Below are 23,125 nucleotides of genomic sequence, written 5' to 3'. Positions count from 1 at the left end.
GGGGGAATACAACATGTCGAAAATAAGAAATAAGAAGAAGAGAGAGAAGTTTGATGTGATATCGAATGTGATCATTGTCCTCTTCGCGCTCCTTAATCTTTTTCCATTGTATTGGTTATTCACTAGTTCGCTTAAGAACAGTTCAGATGTTGTGAAGATGCCTCCAGACTGGTGGCCTAAATCGATCACATTCTCCAACTATGTGGATGTGTTTCAGAACCAACCGGCTTTAAGATGGACGTTTAATAGTATTTATGTCTCAGGCGTATCTACGATTATCGTTATTATTGTAGGCGCTATGGCTGCCTATGCATTCTCAAAGATCAATTTTAAAGGTAAAGATATCATCTTCATTATTTTCATATCGAGCTTGATGATTCCTAAGGAAATTATGATCGTGCCTTTATTCCGGATTACACAGCAATTTGGAATGGTGAATTCGTATAACGGTATGATTTGGCCGAACGTTGCGGGTGCATTTGGAGTGTTCCTATTAAAAGGATTCTTCGATTTAACCCCTAACGCTTTGAGAGAAGCCGGGAGAATAGATGGTGCAAATGAATGGAGAATCTTTACTCGCATCATGGTGCCTATTATTAAACCTGGTATTGGAGCCTTATTTATTCTGAATTTCGTGCAAGTCTGGAATGATTATTTGTGGCAGCTGGTTATAGGCCAAGAGAACAAAATGAAAACATTAATGGTTGGTACTGCAACCTTAATGCAGGATCTGAATCCTAATTTCGCATATAAAATGGCCGGAGCCACCATTGCTGCAATTCCGATGTTGCTAGTGTTCATGTTATTCCAACGTTTCTTCACCAATGGAATTACAGCAGGAGCAGTCAAAGAATAAATAAAAATGTGGAGTGGGTTACTGATGAATACTGAAAATAATGTACTTAAAAAGATAAAACATAAACTAGTCGTCTCCAGTCAAGCCTTACCCGAAGAACCGCTGCATAGTCCGTTTATAATGGGAAGAATGGCTTATGCAGCATACTTGGGTGGTGCTTCAGGCATTCGGGCAAATAGCGTAGCGGATATTCAAGAAATTAAGAAAACAGTGGATCTACCTATCATTGGGATCATCAAAAGGGTATACGAAGGTTCTGAAGTGTTTATTACACCAACCCTGAAGGAAGTAGATGAGCTTTACCGCGAAGGGGTAGATATCATTGCTATGGATGCGACAGACCGGACTCGTCCGGATGGATCAACCATCTCAGAACTATTTCCTCACATAAGAGAGACCTATAAAGATCAACTGTTTATGGCAGATTGCTCTACATTTGAAGAAGCTGCTAAAGCCGTTGAGCTGGGGTTTGATCTTGTGGGAACTACCTTAAGCGGATATACAGAATACACCAAAGAGCGGTCACTTCCAGATTTTGAGCTAGTCAAGCAAATCGTAAGCAACTTCTCTGTGCCTGTGATAGCTGAAGGCGGTGTTTCCACTCCTGAAGAACTGAAGAAAATGTTTGATCTAGGTGTTTTTTCAGCAGTAGTCGGCTCAGCGATTACAAGACCAATGGAGATTACCAAAAGGTTTGTAGACGCTATTCAGTAGATTGCCGGAGAGGGTAGATAAGGATGAGAATTCTCGCTGTAGATATTGGCGGTACCAATACCAAGATGTGTATATGCGATAAACTTGGGAATGTTCATAACTTTAAGGAGTATGCAACTGAGAGCCACTTGGGAGGGCCGCATGTAATCTCAAGATTGCTTGATAAAATTGCAGAAAATGATGATTTTGATGTCATTGCTATAAGTACGGCCGGTCAAGTCAATGCTGAAGAAGGAATTATAGTCTATGCTAACGAAAATATACCTAGATATACAGGGATGAAGATTAAGGAAATTGTAACTAATCATTTTCATAAACCTGTTATGGTAGAGAACGATGTGAATTCAGCAGCATTAGGCGAGGCTCATTATGGTGCTGCCCAGAACTTTAACAATTTCTTATGCTTGACGTTTGGCACGGGCATTGGTGGTGCCATTGTATTGAACCGCCAAATCTATAAAGGAGCAGATGGGGTGGCGGCCGAATTTGGTCATATCCTGACACATCCATTGTCAGATGCGGTGGAGGGACTGCCTTTTTATGAGAAGTATGCTTCAACTACTGCTTTAGTCAAGATGGCTCAGCAAGCAGATCCCGAATGTACAGACGGAAAAGTCCTTTTTGATAAAATTCACAAAGGGGACGAAGCTCTGAAACAGATCTTGGATTCATGGGTAACTGAGGTGTCCGCGGGTTTAGCCTCAATTATTCATATTTTCAATCCATCCGCTATAATTATTGGGGGCGGTGTTATGGAACAAGAAGATTTAGTTCAAAGGGTAGAGGAACGGACGAAGTCTTTAATTATGGAGAGTTTTGCGGGTGTAAGAATTGTTAAGGCCTCACTTGGGAATAAGGCAGGCTTGCTTGGCGCTTCCTCTTTATTCGCACATTAAATCATTGTAAAGGAGGGGCTTATTTGCGAACAATCAGTATTTTTTCTTCTATTCATTCCAAGTACAATAATTTGACGAATACGGAGAAGAAGGTAGCGGACTACGTCCTGGAGAACACGAGAAGTGTTGTCTATATGTCGATTACTGATCTTGCAGATGCGTGCGATGTAGGTGAATCAAGTATTTTTCGATTTTGCAAATCTTTAAGTTATAAAGGGTATCAAGAGTTCAAGATTGCACTCGCTCATAGTATCACTGTGGAGAATGAGATCCCGCAGCTTACGGATCAAATTCTAATGGACGACACTACTGAAGCTGTGGCTTCCAAAGTGCTGACCACAAATGTAAGTGCACTGAACGAGACCTATAATTTAATTGATATACAGAAGATCAATGAAGCTATTGATTATATGATAAACGCGGAACGAGTATCATTTTTCGGCGTAGGCTCTTCATTAATCACGGCGATGGAAGCCAAAATTAAATTTATGCGCATTACAAACAAAACGGAGTGTTTGATGGATTCACATCTTCAGATGATGTCTGCGGCGCTAATGTCTAACCGAGATGTAGCTGTAATCATTTCTTACTCCGGTTCAACGAAAGATAGTATCGAGGTTGCAAGAAAGGCGAAGGAACGAGGCGCTAAGGTGGTGTCCATTACGAGATTTGAAAAGTCACCTTTAACGTCGTATTCGGATCTTACCTTACTTTGTGGTGCTAATGAGGGTCCTCTGCAGGGCGGTTCATTATCTGCTAAGATCTCACAGCTCTATCTGCTGGATATTTTATATGTGGAATATTTCAAAAAGACTAGTGAGCAGTCCATTATCAATAAAGAAACAACAGCTGCAGCAGTTAGTGAGAAGCTCCTATAAGTGCGAGTTCAAAAAGTATGGTTTTCAACACCGAGAAGATTGGATGAAGGTAGAAACTGAGGAGCGGAGCGTAGTGGAAGCTACGTGAGCACCGGAAGTTTCGCCTGAATTCAATATTCGATGTCGAGTAAGCTTCTTGGGCTACTTCGTGATCAAAAGCGGACTTTTTGAACAACCTCTGTAAGATAATTGAGATGTGGGGAGAATGAGACATTATGATCTTAGGTTCATTGTCATCTTGGGAAGAGCATAGCAGATACGAGAATTCAGTCATTGTAGAGGCTATTGAGGAATTGAAAGTCATCTTACAACACGATCCTGATCTTGGGCGAATCGAGATCCACGGTAACGAGATATACGTTTCGATTATGGCGCTTGAGGCGAAGTCGCTAGAGGAACAGGTTGCTGAAAAGCATGAGGCTTATATTGATGTGCATTATCTGATCGAAGGTGAAGAAACGATCGGTTGGTCCCCTTTGCAAGAAGGGATCGAGGCTACTAAGCCTTACGATGCCGAAGCAGATTATGCGCTTTATCCTCCGTCATCCGATGAAATTTTGTTAACTTTGAAGCCGGGGATGTTCGCAGTCTTTTTCCCGCATGATGTACACAGACCTGGTATGGGTCAACCGGGCATGAAGATTAAGAAGGCTGTTATTAAGATACATGTAGGGTTATTAAGTTCATAGATTTTGTACAAGAGTGACAGACACATTCGATATTCTGAACGGTAAAAGTCAAGAAAGCAGCGATTCTCCTTTTTATTGGAGGATCGCTGCTTTGCGTTTCGGTCATTTGCAGCTTGCTTCTGTAGATTATGGGCAGGTAAAAGCCAAATCGACTTCTAGCACTACTGAAGAAGTGAAACGGAAGCTCTGATAGATAATTAGGGAAAATCTCCGTAAAATTCTGCGATTTTTGCTTATTTGACTAATAATTAGGGAAAATCTCCCTCTAATTCAACTGATTCGTTGGTGAATATAGATATTACCACGATTTTTAGGGAGGAATTCCCTAATTCTATTCATTAAAAGCAATTATCGGCTATAATCAGGGAGATTTTCCCTAATTACTCTCTACAAAGAATCCGTCCGATAATCAGGTTTCTCTAATTTTGTGACAACCACGTCTAATTTTACGTATAAACATTATAACGTTATATTTACTTAACGCGCTATTCGTGTTATTTTAAAGATTATAATGTTATATGGAAAAAGGTGAGAACAATGGATGAAAGATACGTGCTCCGTCAGGTGAAACGGGTAAGCGGAGAAGAGATCGACATTGTAATCGAAAATGGCAAGATCGCTGAGATCACCCCGGCAGGTGAGGCGCATGGGGAGCAGGAGTGGGAAGGTTCAGGCGCGTACGTATCCAGTGGCTGGATCGATATGCATGTGCATGCCTTTCGCGAATTTGATCCGTATGGTGACGAGATCGATGAGATCGGTGTCCGGCAAGGGGTGACCACCCTAGTCGATGCCGGTAGCTGCGGGGCGGATCGGATAGGTGATCTGGCTTTGGACGCGTCTCAGGCTAAGACGAATGTGCTGGCTTTCTTAAATATCTCGCGGATCGGACTGCTAAGAATTGATGAATTGTCCAACTTGGAATGGATTGATAAGGAGAAGATCCTGCAATCCGTCCGAACCTACGGGGAGATAATCGTGGGATTAAAGGCTAGGATCAGCAAGAGCGTTGTCGGCGCGAGCGGGATTGAGCCGCTGCATATTGCACGAAGCCTTTCAATGGAGACGGGCCTGCCGTTAATGGTACATATCGGTTCAGCACCGCCAGATATCAGAGAGGTTATGCCCCTTTTGCAGCGTAAGGATATCGTGACCCATTATCTCAACGGAAAAGAGAATAATTTGTTTGCTGCGGATGGTCAGCCTCTTCAGGTATTGACTGAGGCCATTGAACGGGGAGTTCATCTCGATGTGGGGCATGGAACAGCAAGCTTCTCTTTTAAGGTAGCTGAGGCTGCTAAACGTAATGGGATTGGATTGAATACGATTAGCACGGATATCTATCGAGTGAACCGATTGAAGGGACCTGTCTTTGGCATGTCTAATGTACTTTCCAAGTTTCTATGTTTGGGCTATGCTCTGGATGAGATTGTGGCAGCGGTTACTTCCAATGCGGCGGAATGGCTGGGCAGGCCGGAGCTGGGCCGAATTCAGGTGGGAGATCCTGCAAACTTGACTCTCTTCACCCTGCAGCATAAGTCTGCAGTGCTTGTTGATTCTGAAGGAGAAGAAAGAATGACGGATAAAGTAATCCATGCAAAAGGAGTGGTTATAGGTGGGGAATTCATTAAATGCGAAATACGGGCTTAAACGCGTAATCAATGCAAGCGGCAGAATGAGTATCCTGGGGGTGTCGGCTCCGTCTGACACAGTGATGGAGGCGATGAAGCAAGGCGGACAGAGTTATGTGGAAATAGCGGATCTGGTGGATAAAGCCGGAGACTACACGGCACGAATTCTCGGCGCTGAAGCAGCGCTTATCGTTAACTCAGCCTCCAGCGGTATTGCATTGTCCGTTGCGGCGCTAGTGACCCAAGGCAATCGGCGCCGCAGTGAACGTTTGCACCAAGAAGCCATTCCACGCAATGAAATCATCATTCTGAAGGGGCATAATGTACAGTACGGAGCTCCTGTGGAAACGATGGTCTATCTAGGTGGTGGGAAACTAATTGAGGTCGGTTATGCGAATGAAGGCCGTGCCGAGCATATAGAGGATGCCATTTGTGAGCAGACGGCTGCCATTCTGTACGTAAAGTCCCACCATGCGGTGCAGAAGAATATGTTATCCGTCGAAGAAGTATGGGAGATCGCAAACCGTAGGGGCATTCCACTAATCGTAGATGCCGCAGCGGAAGAAGACCTCTGTAAATATGTGAAATACTCTGACCTGGCAATTTATAGTGGTTCTAAAGCTATTGAAGGGCCTACATCCGGTATTATCGCCGGCAAACGTAATTATGTGGAATGGGTTAAGGTCCAATTGTATGGAATAGGACGCAGTATGAAGGTTGGTAAAGAAACTTCCTTTGGTCTGCTGCAAGCACTAGAGGAATACATGGTCAAGGAAGACAAGAGTGACACCGAGAAAGCGTCTTTGCAGGGATTGATGGTGTTGAATGAACTTCCGGGAATTCGTGTAACCATTGTGCAGGACGAGGCGGGCCGTGCCATCTATCGCGGCCGGGTTCAGGTTGATCCACAGCAGGCCGGAATTACGGCGAAAGAATTGGTGGAGGGGTTGCAGAAGGGCGAGATTGCGATCTACACCCGCGATTATGGAGTGAAGCAGGGATATTTCGATATTGATCCACGGCCGCTTCTGGGGGATGATCTGCACGTGATTGTAGACAGCATTCATAAATTAATAGGGGGACAATAAGATGACGATTTCACAACGTTTTTATAAGGGCCGCACCGCATTAAATGTACTCGCTAAAGATATCACTAATGCTAAAGAAATTTATGAAGCGGCGGAAGGTTATGTACTGGTCGGTGTGCTCTCTAAGGATTATAAGACGGTAGAAGAAGCCGTAACCGCCATGAAGCAATATGGTCAAGAGATTGAAGATGCGGTATCCATTGGCTTAGGTGCAGGGGATAATCGCCAAGCGGCAATTGTGGCCGAGATTGCTAAGCATTATCCGGGTAGTCATATTAACCAGGCATTCCCGGTGGTTGGAGCTACACGCGCTAATCTTGGTGGGAAAGACAGTTGGATCAACAGCATGATCGCCCCTTCTGGTCACGCTGGTTATGTGAATATTTCTACAGGAGTCTTCAGCGCTGCGCAGAGTGAAGCGGCGATTGTACCTATAGCATCGGCAATTGCGCTTGTTCGGGATATGGGTGGTAATGCACTGAAGTATTTCCCGATGGAGGGATTAAGCCGTGAAGAGGAATACCGCTCTGTCGCTAAGGCCTGTGCTGAGGCAGGGTTCGCACTCGAACCAACCGGTGGAATTGATATGGACAATTTCGAGGAAATACTAGAGATTGCGCTTGAAGCAGGGGTGCCACAAGTGATTCCGCATGTCTACTCATCCATTATCGATAAAGAATCGGGCCAGACCCGGACCCAGGATGTGCGTGATTTGCTTGGAATTATGAAGAGGCTGACAGATAAATATGCCTAAACGAATCGGGGCATTCGGAGAAGTGATGATGCGTCTGCAGGTGCCGGGAGTTCAGCTGCTATCCCAGGGAAACAGCTTAAACTATTCATTCTCTGGTACCGGGGTTAATGTCAGCGCTGCACTGGCACGCTTCGGGCATGAAGGTTATTTGATTTCCCGTTTGCCGACTACTTCCTTGGGAGAGGCCGCCGCCGCGTATTTGCGGAAGCTGGGCATCTCTTCTAGCCTCGTTATACGAGGAGGAGAATATCTGGGCTTGTATTTCTTGGAGAACGGATTTGGTGCACGTCCAAGCAAGGTAACTTACAGCAATCGTCTGGAGAGTAGCTTCAATACGGCTCCTGAGGAAACTTATAATTATGAAGAGATTGCGCGAAGCCTGGATGTGATCCATTTCTGCGGCATTACGCTGGCTATGAACGATAGTGTACGTCATCATATGAAATCCTTGGCTAGAGCTGTCAAGCAGCAGGGTGGGACTGTGATCTTTGATTGCAACTATCGTCCGTCCTTGTGGGGACCGGAAGGCTATTCACAAGCGAAGCCGCATTACGAGGAGATGCTGCAGCTGGCCGATATCGTAATGATGAATGAGAAGGACGCAATCTTTATCTTGGGGATCAGCACTGAACAAGCTGAACGTGAAGAGCAACTGATCGAACTGATTCCAGCAGTTGCGAAGCATTACGATATCTCGGTGATCGCAGGCACCCATCGCAGTATTCATGGCGACAACTCACATTCACTGCGTGGGTTTCTTTATAAGAATCAGAGCTTCTTCTTTTCGGATACGCTGAGATTTCTCGTCTATGATAGAATAGGGGCTGGAGATGCCTATACGAGCGGAATTGTGCATGGCGAGCTAACAGGATTTACACCTGAGCAGACAGTACGGTTTGCCGCTGCCGCTAGTATGTTAGCCCATACTGTCGAGGGCGACACTCCCATGGCTTCAGAAGCGGATATACTTCGAGCTATGACTCTATCCGTAGGCGATGTAGAAAGGTAGTGAACCTCTTGAGTTTGTCCCGAAAAGATAAGCCCTTATATATGCAAATTGCAAATATTATAAAGGATCGGATTCTACACGGAGTCTATCCTATTGGATTGAATATTCCTTCCGAGCCTCAGCTAGAGCAGGAATTCAATGTCAGCAAGATCACTGTACGCGGTGCCATTCAGGAGCTCGTCCAAGAAGGATTTCTGGAAAAGGGGAGCGGCAAGGGGACGAAGGTGATCCGTAATACCTCATCATCCAAGCTGTCCAAGTGGAAAAAATTCACGGAAATTCTAGTGGATGAAGGGCACCAAATTCGGAAGCAATGGCTGAAGGCGGAGCGAGTATATAATGAAGTTCAAAGCGAAGCCTTTCGTTTATTCGGCGAACGTTGTATACGCTTGGAACGCATATATAGTCTCAATGATATTCCATACGTTCATTACACGCATTATTTAGTAAATGGTATGGATGATTTGGATCTACTGGACTTAAATGCCCAGTCCTTGTATGAACTGCTTGAAGAGCGGAGCGTTTCCTTAGAGAAACTGCGTGATGAATTTTCCGTTGCCGTTCCTCCGCCTGATGTAGAGGAGATATTGCTCCTTGATAAGAAGTGTCCCTTGCTGAAGCGAACTCGTTATTCTTATGATGAGCTGGGCAAGGTAACTGAGTATAGTGTAGGCTTTTACAATACAGAGCTGCAGAATTATGTAGTGAACTATGAGGTGTAGTTAAAACGACTCGTGATATCGCGGGTCAATTATTCATTAGCAAGAAAACCATGCGCAATCACATCTCCAACATAATGCAGAAATTAAAAGTTAAAGGCCGTTCACAAGCGGTTGTCGAGCTGATTAGGCTTGGGGAGCTAAAAGTGACGCATTTATACCTTCTCCACCTTTACGGGTGTGGGGAGGTTTTTTGTGGTAGAGGAAAACTAAAACCAAGCGATTGCTGTCCACTGATGGATGTCATCGCTTGGTTTAGTGTTTAAGATCGATATTCATGGTGTCAAAATCAACCTTGCATTTAGCTCTTATCATAAAATCGATATATAATGGAAGTGAATGTTATAATTGTAGTTATATGTGCGGTTGATAAGACCTACATAAATTTCTTATATCTGAATCAATACCATATAAGCGATTGTACCGAATGCTATGGATAATAGCATATTTCTTCGCCAGAGATGAAGCAACGCGACGATTGCGACGGATATTAGCTCCGGTAATCCGTGATTACCGGACAATACGTTAGTGTTCTTTAGGCTATAAATAACAAGGAGTCCAATCGTTGCTGATGGAAGAACTCTACCTAGGTATTGAATGTACTTTGGGGTTGGACGTCCCGGTGGGAAAATAATGAACGGAATAAAACGTGTCATCATCGTGCCTAGCACAACCATAGCAATTGTAATGATCTGCTGAAAAGTAGACATCGTCATGCGGTTTCACCTACCGGTTCCTGTTGTTTACGAGTGATCGTAAGTGCTGCAATAATTAGGATCATTGCGGGGATCATGAAGCTGTCACGTCCAAATATGATAAGGCACAGTATGGAGATAACAACGCCTACTAGAGCACTTCTATGGGTGGATCCACTCTTCCATTGCTCAATAAAGATAACAACGAATAGTGCTGTCATCACAAATTCGAGACCTTCCATATTCATGTGAAAAATCGATCCGAATACTCCCCCGATACAAGCGCCTACGACCCAATAGCAATGATTTAGCAGCGTGACGAAGAACATATACCAACCGCGATCCACTCCTTCAGGGATCTTCGCGGAATAATTGATGGTGAATGATTCATCACAGAGACCAAAAATCAAATAAAGCTTCTTCAGCCCCGTACCTTTAAACTTCTCCAGCATAGATATGCCATAAAATAGATGTCGTGCATTAACCATTAAAGCAAACAATAATGCACTTAATGGATGATAAGCACCTAATAACAAGTGAACCGTTAGAAATTCCATCGATCCAGCATAAATAAGAGAGCTCATTAGAAAGGTATTGATCACATGAAACCCTGATACATTCATGTAAATTCCGTAGGCGATCCCCAAGAATAAAAAAGCGGCAAGAATGGGAAAGGTAGCGGGAGCCGCGGTGCGGAATGCTACATAAAGTTTGTTATTGTTACGCATGTTACTTACAACCCCTTAGCTTATGTCCATGTCATTGTAGCAGTGCGAATCCATACAATCAACGGTATAATTGTATGGATTACAATTTTGTGGGAGGACAATATGCCGATCAATTCTTTTGTTAATTACCCGATGTCGTGGCGACCTGACAGACATACTCTGAAGCGTCCGATCTATCATTCCATAGCCTCATTGCTTGAACAAGATATAGCTAGCGGTCTTTTGGTACCCGGAACGAAGCTTCCCCCTCAACGTGAGCTAGCGGATTTTTTAGATGTTAATTTCACAACAATTACACGCGCTTATAAGCTATGCGAAGCTAAAGGACTCATCTATGCTATTACAGGAAGTGGTACCTTTGTGGCAACGAATGCAACGCGCTCGATAGCAATATCGAAGGACAAAATTTCTCATGACTGTATTGATCTGGGGCTTGTTGCTTCGTTTGAGCAGAGTAACTCGATCGTAGCTCAGGTCGCAAGAAGGGTTATGCATAGAGGCAATATAGAGGAACTATTAAATTACAATGATCCTACAGGAATGCCACATCATAAACTGGCAGGCCTATCATGGATGCAAGCATTTGGAATACAGGCAAATATCAATAACATCGCAATTGCATCCGGTGGCCTGAATGCGTTGGTCATTACGTTATTTGCTCTCTTCGAACCTGGACAACGGATTGCCGTTGATGTATTCACCTATTCTAATTTTATTGAGCTTGCCCGAATGTATCGTATTCAGCTTGTTCCAATTCCAGGCGATGCCTCTGGAATGCTACCGCAAGTGCTGGATAACCAGTGCCAGCTGCTGGATATACGTGGTATATTCCTGATGCCTTCTTGTACGAATCCTACAACCGTTATGATGACTGATGGGCGGAAGCGTGATATTGCTAACGTTATCCAGAAACATAACTTGCTGCTCATAGAAGATGATATTCATGCGTTCTTAACGGCAGGTCATTTAGAAGAATACAAACAACCGATGTACTCATTGCTTCCTGATCAGACCATCTATATTAGCAGTACGACAAAATCTATTTGCTCTGGACTTAGGATCGCTTATATCGTATTTGGAGAGAAATTCAAAGAGAGAATTGAGCGGGCTATTTTCAATATTAATGTGAAGACATCCTCCCTAGATGCCGAGATTATTTCTGAGCTTATTGTATCGGGTAGTGCTGCTGAGATTGTCGCATATAAAAAAGAACTGGTCCAAGCTGCGAACAAGCTATTTTCGACATATTTTCCACAAACAGCAGCCGAAGGGCACCCCTTAAGTTTTTTTAAATGGATTCCCTTATCAGGATACCGTACAGCCGCTGAACTGGAGTCAGAACTGTTACAACAAGGCGTTCGAATATTCCATTCCGATTGGTTTCTTAGTGGTGCCAGCACACCGGACAAGTATGTACGTGTAGCCTTATCGTCGTCATCCTCATTGGATGAGCTGGACACTGGACTGAAGATTCTGAAGCAACATATGTCCTTAGACTAGGATGTGTCTGAAAGCTCAGCTTACAGAGAGATTCTCTGTGGGCTGATTCGGATTTTTTGCATCTTAGTATGTGATAAATATAACTATTTAAATTTATGAATATACAAGCTGTGATGACTGATGTAAAATTACACTACCTGAAGCGTTCTGGAACAGCTTAAGGGCTTTTTGCATGCTCTTTTGCAGATTGCAAAGAATAGGGGCATGTCTACTATAGAAAGATTAATGGAGGTAGGAGAGTTTTATGAAGAAAAAAGCATTAAAAAGAATGTTGATGTTGTCGATGATGGTCGTTGTCGTCGCTGTACTTGCAGTAGGTTGTGGTTCAAAGAATAACACGAATACAGCATCGACAGAGGGTAACGCAGCAGAGGACTCAAAAGAAGCTGTTACTTTGTCGCTTGGCTTACTCCCTTCGATTGATGCGATTCCTTTTGTAATTGCTCATGAGCAAGGTTTTGATAAGAAGCATGGAGTGAACCTAGATATCCAAACGTTCAAGAGTGCAAAAGACCGTGATGTCGCCTTTCAAGCAGGCAAGTTAGAGGGTATCAGTGCTGATTTGGTTGCGATTTCTATCTACAATGAAGCCGGGCTGGATGTGAAGATCACTAGCACAACTTTTGGTGAATTCGATTTATTGACTGGGAATGACGCCATCCAAGATGTGAAGGATCTCAAAGGCAAAACTGTGATTTTGTCCAAAAATACCTCCACACAATATACTGTGGCGATGATGCTGAAACAAGCGGGTTTAACAGAAGATGATATTACGGTAACTGAGGTCCCACAAATCCCTACCCGTTTAGAATTGCTTAAGAATAATAAGGCAGATGCAGCTATTTTGCCTGAACCATTTGTAACTATGGGTAAAGCTTCAGGCTTGCGCGTGCTTAGCTCCACGCATACAGCGGGAGTGAATCCATTTGTATTGGCTTTCCCACAAACCGCTATTGATGCTAAGGCAGATGCGATTCGCAATATGTATGCTGCTTATGACGAGGCGGTAGCGTATATGAAATCTCATGATCAATCTGAATATATCGATCTTGTGATCAAAGAAGTTGGTTATCCAGAAACGTTGAAAGATGAGATCAAGGTACCTGATTATGTCCCTGCCAATCAAGTGGATGTGAAAGAAGTAGAAGCCGCATTTGCATGGGCACGGGAAAAAGGTTTGCTTAGCAAAAATATCTCGGCTGAAGATGTGATTTCTGATGTCCAATTCAAAAAATAAGGGACTCGTCATTAAGGGTCTTAAAGTAGAGTACAAGACAGGTCAACTGGCCTTAGGAAAGATGGATCTATCTTTACCGGAGCATGGGATTTACACGATCATCGGACCCTCTGGCAGCGGAAAATCAACTTTATTACGGGCGATTGCGGGCTTGCTGCCAAGCTATATGGGGCAAATTCTTTTTAATGAAAAATCCGTGCATGATAAAGAAACTCTGATCGGCCTGGTACCGCAAAACTACGGGCTTCTTCCATGGAAGACTGTACATGATAATATTCAAATCGCAATGAAAATCTCGCATACTGCGAGTACATCCAAGCAAGAACGGGAGAATCAGATTAATCAGTGGCTGTCATCGATGGGAATCTCTGATTTAGCTGATCGTTATCCTCTTTCTCTTAGTGGAGGACAGCAGCAAAGAGTGGCAATCGCCAGAGCGTTCGCCATTTTGCCCACTATTTTACTCCTGGACGAGCCTTTCTCCGCACTGGATGCGATTACGCGGGAAACACTACAGATTCTGTTTTTGGATAACTGGTTAGCGCATCCGGCGACTACCTTATTTGTTACCCATGATGTGGAAGAAGCTATTCTGCTGGGGCAGAAAATTATTGTTATGCCATCTAATAAAGAAGAAGCTCCGGAAATGATCGACAATCAATTGGTATTTCAGATGAAACATGAAGATAAGCGGGACAGTGTAGATTTCTTTGAGCAGACTAAGCGAATCAGAAAGGTAATGCAGGAGATATGGTGAGAAAAAATCGGATTCATCACATAATAAGACTGTTGTTTGTGTTCTTTTGTATGAATGTGGTTTGGTATATTGCCTATTTGCTTATGAATCATTCGATTTTGCCGAGTCCATTCGCGGTATATAACGCTATGTTTCACTTAGGTGGTCAGGAGATTGCTTTAAATGTAGGGTATAGCTTGTTCAGAATTTTTGCAGGTGTAGTGCTGGCATTAATCATTGGACTGCTCATTGGTCTTCTGATGGGACGTTCGCTGACTTGGAATAAGCTGCTGGACCCTGTGGTCTACTTGACCTATCCTGTTCCCAAAATTGCCCTGCTTCCCGTTGTGATGCTGTTCTTCGGGCTTGGTGAAACGTCTAAAATCTTAATGATCATGCTGATTCTCTTGTTCCAGATTATTATCTCCGTTAGGGATGGTGTGAAGGCTATTCCTGAGAATACCTATGATGTCTTAACGAGTATAGGGGCAAGTACAGTGCAGAAATTCTGGCATGTGACACTGCCAGGTGCACTGTCGGTCATTCTGAGTACGATTCGTATTTCACTGGGAACAGCGATATCTGTACTCTTTTTCACGGAGATTTATGGAACTGAGCATGGCATGGGCTTCTTCATTATGGATGCTTGGTTAAGACTGGATTATCCGGAGATGTATGCGGGAATTATGCTGTTCAGCTTGGTGGGATTTGTCCTCTTCTTACTTGTTGATTATCTTGATTACAAGTTTATGAAGTGGCGGAATTAGTTGGAGATATAACTATAGCTTTCCTTTGTCGATTTTAGGCAAGGGGGAGCTTTTTTTGTGTGATTTTAGAGTGGCAACAAAGGGGCTTCAAATTAGTATATCAATTCGGTTAAGATGGATAAGTATTCGATAAACTGTATTGGATACACATCCAAACTAAGGGAGTAAAACGATGAATAAGCGCACATCGGGATTTGAGCACGGCACAGCATCCTTTGCTGAGAAGAAAGTTACCTGGCTGGAACTATTTTATGATCTGCTTTTTGTAGCTGCAGTTTCAAAAGCGAGTCATGTCTTGTTGCATGTAGAGGCGGGTACAATTCCACTTGAATATTTATCTAAATTTATCTTAATATTCATTCCGATCTGGTGGGCCTGGGTGGGACAATCGCTTTTTGTAAATCGGTTTGGACAGGACATCTTTTCACACCGAATATTTCTGATTCTACAATTATTTTTTGTATTAATCATGACAGCCAGCTTATCGGTTAACTTTGATCAATACTATATGCCATTTCTAATCGGTTATGTTGGCTTAAGAGCTATGACTGCCATTCAATATCTTACGGTAAATAAGAATGAAGCAGCTGATAGAAAGGACACTGCCCGTTATCTGGGAAGTCGTTTTTGGATTGGATTAGTGATCTCTGCTTTATCACTTTTCTTTGACTCTTGGATACGTTATGTAGTTTTGTATGCGGGAATTACAGTAGACATATTGCTTCCATTAATCGGTCGGAAATACTTGGTGAAAAGCCCGATAAATACTCATCATTTATTAGAACGTTTCTCGTTGTTTACCCTCATTCTACTTGGTGAATCAGTGGTCAGTATACTTGCAGTCCTACAGTCTAGCCACTGGACGTGGCAATCTATTTTATTTGCATTATTAACTTTTTTATTAATTATAGCTATGTGGTGGCAATACTTTGATAATGTTGAAAAGAAAGTGGACAAAACCATAGAGACTGCCGGGCAAACCATAATTTATGGGCATTTATTTATTTATGTATCCTTAAGCATGATTGCAGCTTCAATCCAATTGCTATTTTTAGAACAATTAAATTATACATTTATGGTATGTTTTATTTTTGGATCGGTCCTGCTCTACTTCTTCTCTACCTCGTTGGTCTTCCATAAATACAGACGTTTACAGCAAAGATTAGGGATGTTTCATTTAGCGTTATTATTAGGTCTACTTGGCGTTTTTTTCGCAGTAGATTTGTTGTTCCTTATACCCAATTACCTGATTATTGGAGAAATGGTGTTATTTTTTGCTGTGTATGCAAAATTAACGACTTGAGCTTCGTTGTATCGAAGCTGAATAAATTGAAGAAGGAAGCCGGGTCATTGCAACCCGGCTTCCTTCTTTCATAATGGGAGTGTGCGGTATCCCCCTGTCGTTATTGCCCAAGAAGCGCTGGCACGATAAATCGGCCGAACACATTAGCTGGTGAGCCTTTCTTGTATTTATCCGCAGTAATGACTGCAACCAGCTCATAGGATGGAACCACAATAATATGCTGGCCCATGAAGCCAAGCGCAAAATAATAAGGGATCTCCTTTGGCTGCTGCTCCGTACCTGCATTGAATGATGATACCCACCAGTGCCATCCGTAGAAGCCCTTCTGTGGTAGCGTGGCTGCGACATAGGGGCGAGTGGACTTCTGAACAGTACCCGAATGAATGAGCTGTTGATCCTTCCAGCGCCCTTCTTGCAAATAAAGGAGACCAAATTTAAGCATATCCTCAGGCATCATATAAAGGCCAAACCCACCAGTATGTATGCCTTGTGGATCACTGTCCCAGCGATAGCTTTCGATGCCAAGCGGCTGAAATAGCTGATCTTCAGCAAATGCTGCAACGTCTTGTCCAGAACATTCACGCAGGATAGCGGATAAAATCTGGGAGCAGCCGGAGTTATAGTTCATCTCAGTGCCTGGCGTATGAGATAGCGGCTGGGCGAGCACAAACTTTATCCAGTCTGCGGTTCTAGTCATGGTCGGAAAGGAATTTTGCCCCCCAAATTCTGTCCAGTTAAAGCCTGCTGTCATTGTTAATAAGTGACCGATCGTGATCTCTCTTTTTCTTGGGTCCTGATCCTCTTTTAATAAAGGGAAAAATAGAGAAATAGGGGTATCCGGTGGTGGAACGATTTGTTTATCTATGGCTATGCTGACTAAGGCGGCGAGCACGCTTTTGGTGCATGAGTTAATTTTACCTAGCTCTTTAGCGATTTCAGGCTCACGATAATGCTCCAGTATAGGTTTTCCATGTTGAATGATTAGACAACTGCGAATTTCTAGGCCAGTAATACCGTCTATAAGCGGCTGAAGGTTCCAGGCAGTGATGTGGATGGCCCCCTTTCATAGATGATTTGAAGCTGTAGCTGCCTACCATTATAGCTTATAGAGCACACATTACATAAACATTGTAATTTCCTGTCGTTAATTAAATATGGAAAATATAAGTAATTATCTGTATAATATTATGAATCACGTGTTAGAGGAGGATGAATTCTTTTGAAAAGCAATAATACTCACTTTGTTCATCAGACAGCTAAAACGGTATTGATTACTTCAGTGGCGCTCGCGTTATTATTACCCCCTGGCTTGGCCGCAGCCGATTCTACATCTGTTAGTAGCAACACTACGGTAACACAGGTTAGCTCACAAGCGCCGGTGACTACAACGAACTCTGAGGCAGATCTTACAAAAGTGAAATTCACGCAGGAGCAAGCGATTGCGAAGCTAAAAGAATTATTCCCATCCCTAAAAGATGCAACGGTAAACAATGTACAACTGGGATCTAATCAAAGCTACCCCCCTCCAGCAAATCAAATGATCTGGAATATTCAGTGGCAGATTCAAGAGGGGAATTCGGGATTTGGCTTTAGCAGTGAGGTAGATGCCATTAATGGAGATATCATCAGTACGTATATTTCATACCCTCGTGAGAATAACGAATCCTATTATCCACCGAAAGTATCGCAGACTCAGGCACTGGAGATCGCCAAGGCTTTTGTGACTAAGGCAGCCTCATCGGTTAAGAGCAGTGATCTCCAATTAAATGAGAATGCTGGTTATAATTATTTTTCGAACTCTTTATTCGGTCCTGTTCAATACAGCTATTACTTCAGTGTCATGAAGAATGGTCTTCCTTCTGGATCGGATAACATTAATATAGCCGTGGATGGCAACGGTAATGTAATTCAATTCTCTAAGTTTTCTCAAGGGCTTGAGTATCCGTCTGCACAGCCGAAGATTACCTTGGAGCAAGCACAGAAGCAATTTGCGGAACAGTTTGATGTAGGCCTTTTTTTCACTCCTATTTATAAGAACGGAAAACCTAACAACTGGATCCTAGGCTGGCGTCCAGTGGATCAGTCTCTATATCCTATCGATGCATTGACGGGCAAGAGAATAGATTATGAAGGAAAAGAATACGCATCTACCCCAGTCGTGTATTCAGATGTAGCAAAGGGTAAGGATGTCTTTCAAGCAAGAACTTCAACTACAGAGCTTACTGCAAAAGAAGCGGAACAGCTTGTAAAGAAGGTTGCATATATTCCAGCAGATCGTAAATTGATCTCCCAAAGCTTGAGAAATGACTATCAGGATACGAATCGGAAGATCTGGCAGTTATACTGGGGTAGTGCTAGTGGAAATGAACGTTACATTGGTGCTGGCTTTCCAGAACAATCCTCTGCTGAGATCGATGCAAAGACCGGTGAAATATTACAGTACCAGATTCAAACATATGGTGCTACTCAGGATAATAAGAAGGAAGAACCGGCTCCTGCTGGAGGGAAGAAGCTTAGTGAGGCTGAAGCTAAGACTAAAGTACTTAGTATAATTAATAGCCTGTATCCTCAGGCGAGCCAGAAGCTAAAACTTTTAGAATATGGAGATAACTCAAGCGTGACTTCAGACGGAACAGGATTTAGATATCAGTTTATTAGATATCATCAAGGGATTCCTGTGAGTGACAGTAACCTTACGGTAAGCTTGGATCTTTACGGCAGACTGATTTCTTACATGGGGAATCGGATAGACGGTATCGATGAAATTACACTATCGCCGAAGGCTACAATTTCCAAGAAGGAAGCGCTCGAAAGTTATAAACCTAAATATCAGACTAAGCTGAAGTATACTCAGGTTGGTGGATACTATAGTTATAATAGCTATGCCGCGCCAAAGGTGAAGCTGGTATATGATACAACTTTTGATGAATCTAATGGATTATATCAGGTTTTAGATGCAGCCACTGGAAAATGGGTAGCGGTCTATGATTACCTCGGTCAGCAAGATGCTCAAATATCTGCAACGGATATCAAAGGTCATGCAGCAGAACAACCCTTATCAGAATTAGTAAAATATCATGTGATTACTCCGGATGCCGATGGTAAAGTAAACCCAGATCAAGAAATAACAGTTGGCGATTGGTTAACCTATCTTGCCAAGGCTTCTAATCCGAATTTCAGCAGTTATATTGCTAATAATGAACGGAAAACTGTGGCAGGTGTGAAGCCTGAGAATTCATATTATGATGTTGTTACTTATGCAGCAGATCGTAAGTGGATCAACAAGGATCAAAGCCTGCAAATTGATAGTAAGTTAACCCGGGAACAGCTTGCTGTTCAGCTGGCTAATTTTTTGAAATACAACAAACTCACAGCCTATCTTGATAAAGATGTAACGGTAAGTCAGTTCAGTGATAGTGCATCTATAAACAATAAGGGTGCAGTGGCTCTTGTAGTGAAATTGGGAATCCTAAAGGATGACAACGGCAAGTTTAATCCGCAGCAGACGGTAACGAAAGCGCTGGCGGCTACGGTGATTATGAAGCTAGTGGAACTGCAAGGTAAGACTGATCAGATTATAGGTCAATAAAAATATATAATGCAGAGCCTGCTTCCTATTTGATGGTGGAAGCAGGCTTTTCTGTATGAGGAGCAAAATAGGGAATAAAAGAAAACAACCCGAAAGACAAACACCTTTACAGAAGGGGTGTGTCTTTCGGGTGATATTTGTTTTTGCTATTCAAATACAATTAATGGAGCTGTTTATCTACTTCTTTAACTGGATTCTCGTTAGCGTTCTCTTCTACCTTGCTGCTCATAAACCAACCGATTGCAGCGATGAGCACGAGTACAACATAGAAGGTAACCTTCCAAATGGTACTGTGCGCGAAATCCTCGGAAAGAACACCAAGTGAAGGGTGTGCCAAGGTAATGACTGCGAGCTTAACGCCGACCCAGCCTACGATGAAGAAGGCTGCAATTTCAAGACCTGGACGGGTGTGAAGCAGCTTAACGAAGAAGGAAGCTGCAAAACGCATAATGACCAATCCGATAAATCCGCCGGCAAAGATGACGAGGAATTGTCCACCGTCAAGGCCTCCGATTTTTGGAAGACCACTTGCAGGTAGTGCAACCGCAAGTGCAACTGCGGCTAGGATGGAATCGACCGCGAAGGCGATGTCAGCAACTTCTACTTTAAAGACAGTAAACCAAAAGCTGGATTTCTTTTTGTTGACTGCGCCGTCCGTACCGCTTTCAGCTGCTTCATCCGTAACGGGCTTCTTGATTAATAGTTTTCGGAAGATATGGTTCCCCGCGATAAACAGTAAATAAAGTGCGCCGATGGCTTGTACTTGCCAAATATCAACCAGGTAAGAGATGACAAATAGTGAACCGAAGCGGAACACGAAGGCTCCGGCTAATCCGTAGAATAGTGCTTTTTTTCTTTCCTCATCAGGAAGGTGTTTAACCATAATTGCCAATACCAGTGCGTTATCTGCGGCTAGTAGTCCTTCAAGTGCTACAAGAACTAGTAATACCCAGCCGTACTCTAATAATAATCCCCAATCCATTACTGTTGTCCTCCCTTTTCTTATGCAAATATCTACTAAAAGATACTCACCTTACCATTTTAACCAATTTTATATAAAAAAGACCTTTACCAAACAGATTAGCCTTTGGAATAAAGGTCTAACCTGATTGGTAAAGGTCTCGCTAACAATGTTAAATTGCCAATAAAGCCGGAGAATATCCTCATATTCTCGTATTGACGACTTTATTTAACAGCTACTCCCCTTTACGGGATATATTAAATTTTTGATTTAATTCGTTGTGATTTTGCCTAAGGAGATCATATACGAGTTGAAAGTTAATGTCAATAAAATGTTGGAGGAATAAAGCTAGAGTTCTCCACGCTTTTTGTATTAGCCCTTAACCGCTCCAGCGGTAATTCCCTTAGTCATCTGTTCTGTGAAGAGCAGATAGATCAGGATGGTTGGAATCGCAATGATCGTCATAACAGCGAACTGAGCACCGTAGTTGGACGAGTATTCTCCGGCGAATTTCATAATGGAGAACGGAATGGTTTTGAGATCCTCCGAGGTGAGGAAGGTGTTCGCCATAATAAATTCATTCCATGTGCTGATGAAATTGAGTACACAGATGGTAGCTAATGCGGGTTTCGTAATAGGGAAGATGATGCGGAAGATCACACCGTAAATGCCGCAGCCATCGATAACCGCCGACTCTTCAATCGCACGAGGGATGGTCTCTAGAAAACCAGTCATGATGAGCACACTCATTGGGATGACAATGGCCGAATAAGGCAGAATCAGTGTGTACATATTGTTCAGCATTCCGAGCTTGTTAAACAGAATAAAGTTCGGCAGCAGTGTCGCGTGAATGGGAATGATCATGCCCATCATGATAAGTGACAACACGATACCACTTAGCTTCCATTTCATACGGGTGAACGCATACCCCATCATCAGTGACACTAGTGCGGACAGCGCAACGGTAATTACTGTAATGATAAGACTGTTGGCAAAATAGCGTGGTACACGCCCATAGGTAAAAGCGTTTCTATAATTCTCCCATTGCGGAGGGGATGGCCATTTCAGAAAAGAGCTTCCGAAAAAATCACCACTCTTTAGCAGGGAGTAATCGATCAGCCAGATGAGCGGAAATAACTGAATCAAAGCAATGAGACAAAGAAACAACATCATTAGGATTTTGCCAGTTGTAGGTTTACTGCGCTTCTGTTTATGAAGCTTCAGATTGAGGGGCGAAGCGGCAGGTGCTAATGAATTATTCATATGATTTCCTCCGGTTACAGGGATTCTAAAACTCTCCGATATCTTTCTTCAGAACCTTGTTGAGTATTACGGTCAGTACAAGGCAGAACACAATGAATAGGATGGATATGGCATTACCGTAGCCGTATAGCGACGATGAGAAGGCTGTTTTGTAAAGGTAGTTCCCTAAGAATTGCGTGCTGTTCGCCGGGCCGCCGTTGGTCATTAAGAACACGGTTTCCATTTGCTTAAGACAGGTTGTTACCGCGATGATAATGGCAACTCGCATCATAGGCGAAAGAAGCGGTATGATGATGCGCGTGTAGAGGGTATAGTTGTTCGCGCCATCGATCTTTGCGGCTTCGCTTAGATCACTTGGAATGCCTTGCAGACCTGAATAATATAGCAGCAGTGCGTATCCAAAGCCTTGCCACATTACAACAATGATGATGCACCAGATCGCTGTCTTCGGATCTCCAAGCCAATCATGTGTGAGTGAATCCAGCCCAACGCCGCTAAGCAACTTGTTAAGCAATCCGTAATTGGGATGAAAAATCCCGCTCCACAGCTTGGCTGTAACCACAACAGAAATTACTGCGGGGATGAAAAAGATCGTCCGGAATATTTTTTCGTATTTGCCGGAATTGGTCAGGAATATCCCTATGAGAATTGCAAAGGGATGCTGTAAGAATACAGTAGCAGCGGTCAGTAACAGGGCATTGCCCAGTGAAGTCCAGAATACTTTGTCATGAAATAGGATTTCGCGATAGTTATCAAAGCCGATAAAATTGTACTTGCCGATCCCGCCCCAGTCCGTAGAGCCGTAATAAGCGCTCATGAAGATAGGGATGCAAATCATAAAAGCAAACAGGAATAGCCCGGGTGCGATGAGTAGGAATATCGCTTTTTTGTCGCTTAACACTCTGTGCATGGAAATCTCCGTCCTTTGAAAGAGTAATCTATCTACTACCATCGTAACGGGAAGCTAGACCCTGGAACATGCCGTATATTTCAGATGATTGTACACATTTTTTAAATTATGGAATGATAATTTTCTCTGATGTCGAAGGCGCTTATGCTCGAACAACAAACCCCCGACCTCTGGGGGAAGTCGGGGGTTGTACGCCACTATT

The 23,125-nt window shown here is 43.2% G+C and carries 23 protein-coding genes and 1 pseudogene; 18 read left to right on the top strand and 6 right to left on the bottom strand.

Features of this window, described 5'->3' with window-relative positions:
• Positions 1–13: 13 nt before the first annotated feature.
• From MKY19_RS24785 to MKY19_RS24730, 12 genes and pseudogenes are all read left to right on the top strand, one after another.
• The gene (locus MKY19_RS24785; protein WP_081390001.1) at positions 14–856 is read left to right on the top strand and encodes a carbohydrate ABC transporter permease; all 843 of its coding nucleotides are present in this window, start codon (positions 14–16) and stop codon (positions 854–856) included.
• 24 nt (positions 857–880) lie between these two features.
• Positions 881–1,570 carry an N-acetylmannosamine-6-phosphate 2-epimerase gene (locus MKY19_RS24780; protein WP_042191372.1) on the top strand — a complete coding sequence of 230 codons (690 nt, stop codon included), beginning with the start codon at positions 881–883 and terminating at the stop codon, positions 1,568–1,570.
• A gap of 23 nt (positions 1,571–1,593) precedes the next feature.
• Positions 1,594–2,466 (top strand): ROK family protein, encoded by an 873-nt coding sequence (locus MKY19_RS24775; RefSeq protein WP_339798351.1) that lies wholly within the window; start codon positions 1,594–1,596, stop codon positions 2,464–2,466.
• Positions 2,467–2,489: 23 nt separating this feature from the next.
• Positions 2,490–3,344 carry a MurR/RpiR family transcriptional regulator gene (locus MKY19_RS24770; RefSeq protein ID WP_076300453.1) on the top strand — a complete coding sequence of 285 codons (855 nt, stop codon included), beginning with the start codon at positions 2,490–2,492 and terminating at the stop codon, positions 3,342–3,344.
• Positions 3,345–3,559: 215 nt separating this feature from the next.
• The gene (locus tag MKY19_RS24765) at positions 3,560–4,033 is read left to right on the top strand and encodes a YhcH/YjgK/YiaL family protein (protein WP_339798348.1); all 474 of its coding nucleotides are present in this window, start codon (positions 3,560–3,562) and stop codon (positions 4,031–4,033) included.
• Between the two features lie 13 nt (positions 4,034–4,046).
• Positions 4,047–4,223 carry a hypothetical protein gene (locus tag MKY19_RS24760; RefSeq protein WP_179086734.1) on the top strand — a complete coding sequence of 59 codons (177 nt, stop codon included), beginning with the start codon at positions 4,047–4,049 and terminating at the stop codon, positions 4,221–4,223.
• A 347-nt stretch (positions 4,224–4,570) separates the two neighbouring features.
• Positions 4,571–5,683 (top strand): amidohydrolase/deacetylase family metallohydrolase, encoded by a 1,113-nt coding sequence (locus MKY19_RS24755; RefSeq protein WP_339798346.1) that lies wholly within the window; start codon positions 4,571–4,573, stop codon positions 5,681–5,683.
• Positions 5,649–6,752 carry a DgaE family pyridoxal phosphate-dependent ammonia lyase gene (locus MKY19_RS24750; RefSeq protein ID WP_339266876.1) on the top strand — a complete coding sequence of 368 codons (1,104 nt, stop codon included), beginning with the start codon at positions 5,649–5,651 and terminating at the stop codon, positions 6,750–6,752. The genes MKY19_RS24755 and MKY19_RS24750 overlap by 35 nt, the downstream gene beginning before the upstream one ends.
• Position 6,753: 1 nt before the next feature.
• Positions 6,754–7,506 (top strand): KDGP aldolase family protein, encoded by a 753-nt coding sequence (locus MKY19_RS24745; protein WP_339798344.1) that lies wholly within the window; start codon positions 6,754–6,756, stop codon positions 7,504–7,506.
• The gene (locus MKY19_RS24740; RefSeq protein WP_042191359.1) at positions 7,499–8,515 is read left to right on the top strand and encodes a sugar kinase; all 1,017 of its coding nucleotides are present in this window, start codon (positions 7,499–7,501) and stop codon (positions 8,513–8,515) included. The genes MKY19_RS24745 and MKY19_RS24740 overlap by 8 nt, the downstream gene beginning before the upstream one ends.
• Positions 8,516–8,556: 41 nt before the next feature.
• Positions 8,557–9,237, top strand: coding sequence for a GntR family transcriptional regulator (locus MKY19_RS24735; RefSeq protein ID WP_197071327.1), 681 nt, complete (start codon positions 8,557–8,559; stop codon positions 9,235–9,237).
• A 2-nt stretch (positions 9,238–9,239) separates the two neighbouring features.
• Positions 9,240–9,383: pseudogene (locus MKY19_RS24730) on the top strand (LuxR C-terminal-related transcriptional regulator); the annotation flags it as partial.
• A 240-nt stretch (positions 9,384–9,623) separates the two neighbouring features.
• Here the strand turns inward: MKY19_RS24730 and MKY19_RS24725 are convergent.
• Together MKY19_RS24725 and MKY19_RS24720 are read right to left on the bottom strand one after the other, a co-directional pair.
• The gene (locus tag MKY19_RS24725) at positions 9,624–9,950 is read right to left on the bottom strand and encodes a branched-chain amino acid transporter permease (protein WP_042191355.1); all 327 of its coding nucleotides are present in this window, start codon (positions 9,948–9,950) and stop codon (positions 9,624–9,626) included.
• Positions 9,947–10,657, bottom strand: a complete 711-nt coding sequence (locus MKY19_RS24720; protein WP_339798342.1) for an AzlC family ABC transporter permease — start codon at positions 10,655–10,657, stop codon at positions 9,947–9,949. The genes MKY19_RS24725 and MKY19_RS24720 overlap by 4 nt, the downstream gene beginning before the upstream one ends.
• 102 nt (positions 10,658–10,759) lie before the next feature.
• On the opposite strand from MKY19_RS24720, the gene MKY19_RS24715 reads away from it, so the two are divergent.
• The 5 genes from MKY19_RS24715 (at position 10,760) to MKY19_RS24695 (ending at position 16,200) form a co-directional block, all read left to right on the top strand.
• Positions 10,760–12,157 (top strand): PLP-dependent aminotransferase family protein, encoded by a 1,398-nt coding sequence (locus tag MKY19_RS24715; protein WP_339266870.1) that lies wholly within the window; start codon positions 10,760–10,762, stop codon positions 12,155–12,157.
• A gap of 244 nt (positions 12,158–12,401) precedes the next feature.
• Entirely contained in the window at positions 12,402–13,394 is a 993-nt protein-coding gene (locus MKY19_RS24710) for an ABC transporter substrate-binding protein (RefSeq protein ID WP_339798340.1), read from the top strand.
• Entirely contained in the window at positions 13,375–14,151 is a 777-nt protein-coding gene (locus tag MKY19_RS24705) for an ABC transporter ATP-binding protein (RefSeq protein WP_076300457.1), read from the top strand. Before MKY19_RS24710 ends, MKY19_RS24705 begins: the two co-directional genes overlap by 20 nt.
• A 50-nt stretch (positions 14,152–14,201) precedes the next feature.
• Entirely contained in the window at positions 14,202–14,897 is a 696-nt protein-coding gene (locus MKY19_RS24700; RefSeq protein ID WP_231573342.1) for an ABC transporter permease, read from the top strand.
• Between the two features lie 172 nt (positions 14,898–15,069).
• Positions 15,070–16,200: a low temperature requirement protein A gene (locus tag MKY19_RS24695; protein WP_339266866.1), complete on the top strand. Its 1,131-nt coding sequence runs from the start codon at positions 15,070–15,072 to the stop codon at positions 16,198–16,200.
• Between the two features lie 100 nt (positions 16,201–16,300).
• Here MKY19_RS24695 and MKY19_RS24690 read toward each other — a convergent pair whose 3' ends face one another.
• Complete coding sequence (locus MKY19_RS24690) at positions 16,301–17,248, bottom strand: serine hydrolase (protein WP_339804495.1); 948 nt, start codon at positions 17,246–17,248, stop codon at positions 16,301–16,303.
• Positions 17,249–17,419: 171 nt separating this feature from the next.
• On the opposite strand from MKY19_RS24690, the gene MKY19_RS24685 reads away from it, so the two are divergent.
• Positions 17,420–19,789, top strand: a complete 2,370-nt coding sequence (locus MKY19_RS24685; protein ID WP_339266865.1) for a YcdB/YcdC domain-containing protein — start codon at positions 17,420–17,422, stop codon at positions 19,787–19,789.
• A 160-nt stretch (positions 19,790–19,949) separates the two neighbouring features.
• Here MKY19_RS24685 and MKY19_RS24680 read toward each other — a convergent pair whose 3' ends face one another.
• The 3 genes from MKY19_RS24680 to MKY19_RS24670 all read right to left on the bottom strand — a co-directional run bounded on the left by MKY19_RS24680 (position 19,950) and on the right by MKY19_RS24670 (position 22,923).
• Positions 19,950–20,771, bottom strand: coding sequence for a TerC family protein (locus tag MKY19_RS24680; RefSeq protein WP_042191342.1), 822 nt, complete (start codon positions 20,769–20,771; stop codon positions 19,950–19,952).
• Positions 20,772–21,122: 351 nt separating this feature from the next.
• A complete protein-coding gene (locus MKY19_RS24675; RefSeq protein WP_081951192.1) occupies positions 21,123–22,013 on the bottom strand; it encodes a carbohydrate ABC transporter permease in 891 nt (296 codons plus the stop codon).
• 25 nt (positions 22,014–22,038) lie between these two features.
• Entirely contained in the window at positions 22,039–22,923 is an 885-nt protein-coding gene (locus tag MKY19_RS24670; protein ID WP_042130723.1) for a sugar ABC transporter permease, read from the bottom strand.
• Between the last annotated feature and the right edge of the window lie 202 nt (positions 22,924–23,125).

The sequence above is a fragment of the Paenibacillus sp. FSL R5-0744 genome, assembly GCF_037972555.1.
Taxonomy (GTDB): Bacteria; Bacillota; Bacilli; order Paenibacillales; family Paenibacillaceae; genus Paenibacillus_AQ.
The sequence above is the reverse complement of the archived record's forward strand: the minus strand, read 5'-3'. Positions and strand labels throughout refer to the sequence as shown.

Bases quoted from the DNA above. Each gene is read 5' to 3' on its own strand.
- MKY19_RS24785 (WP_081390001.1), top strand. From the start codon at position 14: ATGTCGAAAATAAGAAATAAGAAGAAGAGAGAGAAGTTTGATGTGATA.
- MKY19_RS24780 (WP_042191372.1), top strand. From the start codon at position 881: ATGAATACTGAAAATAATGTACTTAAAAAGATAAAACATAAACTAGTC.
- MKY19_RS24775 (WP_339798351.1), top strand. From the start codon at position 1,594: ATGAGAATTCTCGCTGTAGATATTGGCGGTACCAATACCAAGATGTGT.
- MKY19_RS24765 (WP_339798348.1), top strand. From the start codon at position 3,560: ATGATCTTAGGTTCATTGTCATCTTGGGAAGAGCATAGCAGATACGAG.
- MKY19_RS24755 (WP_339798346.1), top strand. From the start codon at position 4,571: ATGGATGAAAGATACGTGCTCCGTCAGGTGAAACGGGTAAGCGGAGAA.
- MKY19_RS24745 (WP_339798344.1), top strand. From the start codon at position 6,754: ATGACGATTTCACAACGTTTTTATAAGGGCCGCACCGCATTAAATGTA.
- MKY19_RS24740 (WP_042191359.1), top strand. From the start codon at position 7,499: ATGCCTAAACGAATCGGGGCATTCGGAGAAGTGATGATGCGTCTGCAG.
- MKY19_RS24735 (WP_197071327.1), top strand. From the start codon at position 8,557: ATGCAAATTGCAAATATTATAAAGGATCGGATTCTACACGGAGTCTAT.
- MKY19_RS24725 (WP_042191355.1), bottom strand. From the start codon at position 9,950: ATGACGATGTCTACTTTTCAGCAGATCATTACAATTGCTATGGTTGTG.
- MKY19_RS24720 (WP_339798342.1), bottom strand. From the start codon at position 10,657: ATGCGTAACAATAACAAACTTTATGTAGCATTCCGCACCGCGGCTCCC.
- MKY19_RS24715 (WP_339266870.1), top strand. From the start codon at position 10,760: ATGCCGATCAATTCTTTTGTTAATTACCCGATGTCGTGGCGACCTGAC.
- MKY19_RS24710 (WP_339798340.1), top strand. From the start codon at position 12,402: ATGAAGAAAAAAGCATTAAAAAGAATGTTGATGTTGTCGATGATGGTC.
- MKY19_RS24705 (WP_076300457.1), top strand. From the start codon at position 13,375: ATGTCCAATTCAAAAAATAAGGGACTCGTCATTAAGGGTCTTAAAGTA.
- MKY19_RS24700 (WP_231573342.1), top strand. From the start codon at position 14,202: ATGAATGTGGTTTGGTATATTGCCTATTTGCTTATGAATCATTCGATT.
- MKY19_RS24695 (WP_339266866.1), top strand. From the start codon at position 15,070: ATGAATAAGCGCACATCGGGATTTGAGCACGGCACAGCATCCTTTGCT.
- MKY19_RS24680 (WP_042191342.1), bottom strand. From the start codon at position 20,771: ATGGATTGGGGATTATTATTAGAGTACGGCTGGGTATTACTAGTTCTT.
- MKY19_RS24675 (WP_081951192.1), bottom strand. From the start codon at position 22,013: ATGAATAATTCATTAGCACCTGCCGCTTCGCCCCTCAATCTGAAGCTT.
- MKY19_RS24670 (WP_042130723.1), bottom strand. From the start codon at position 22,923: ATGCACAGAGTGTTAAGCGACAAAAAAGCGATATTCCTACTCATCGCA.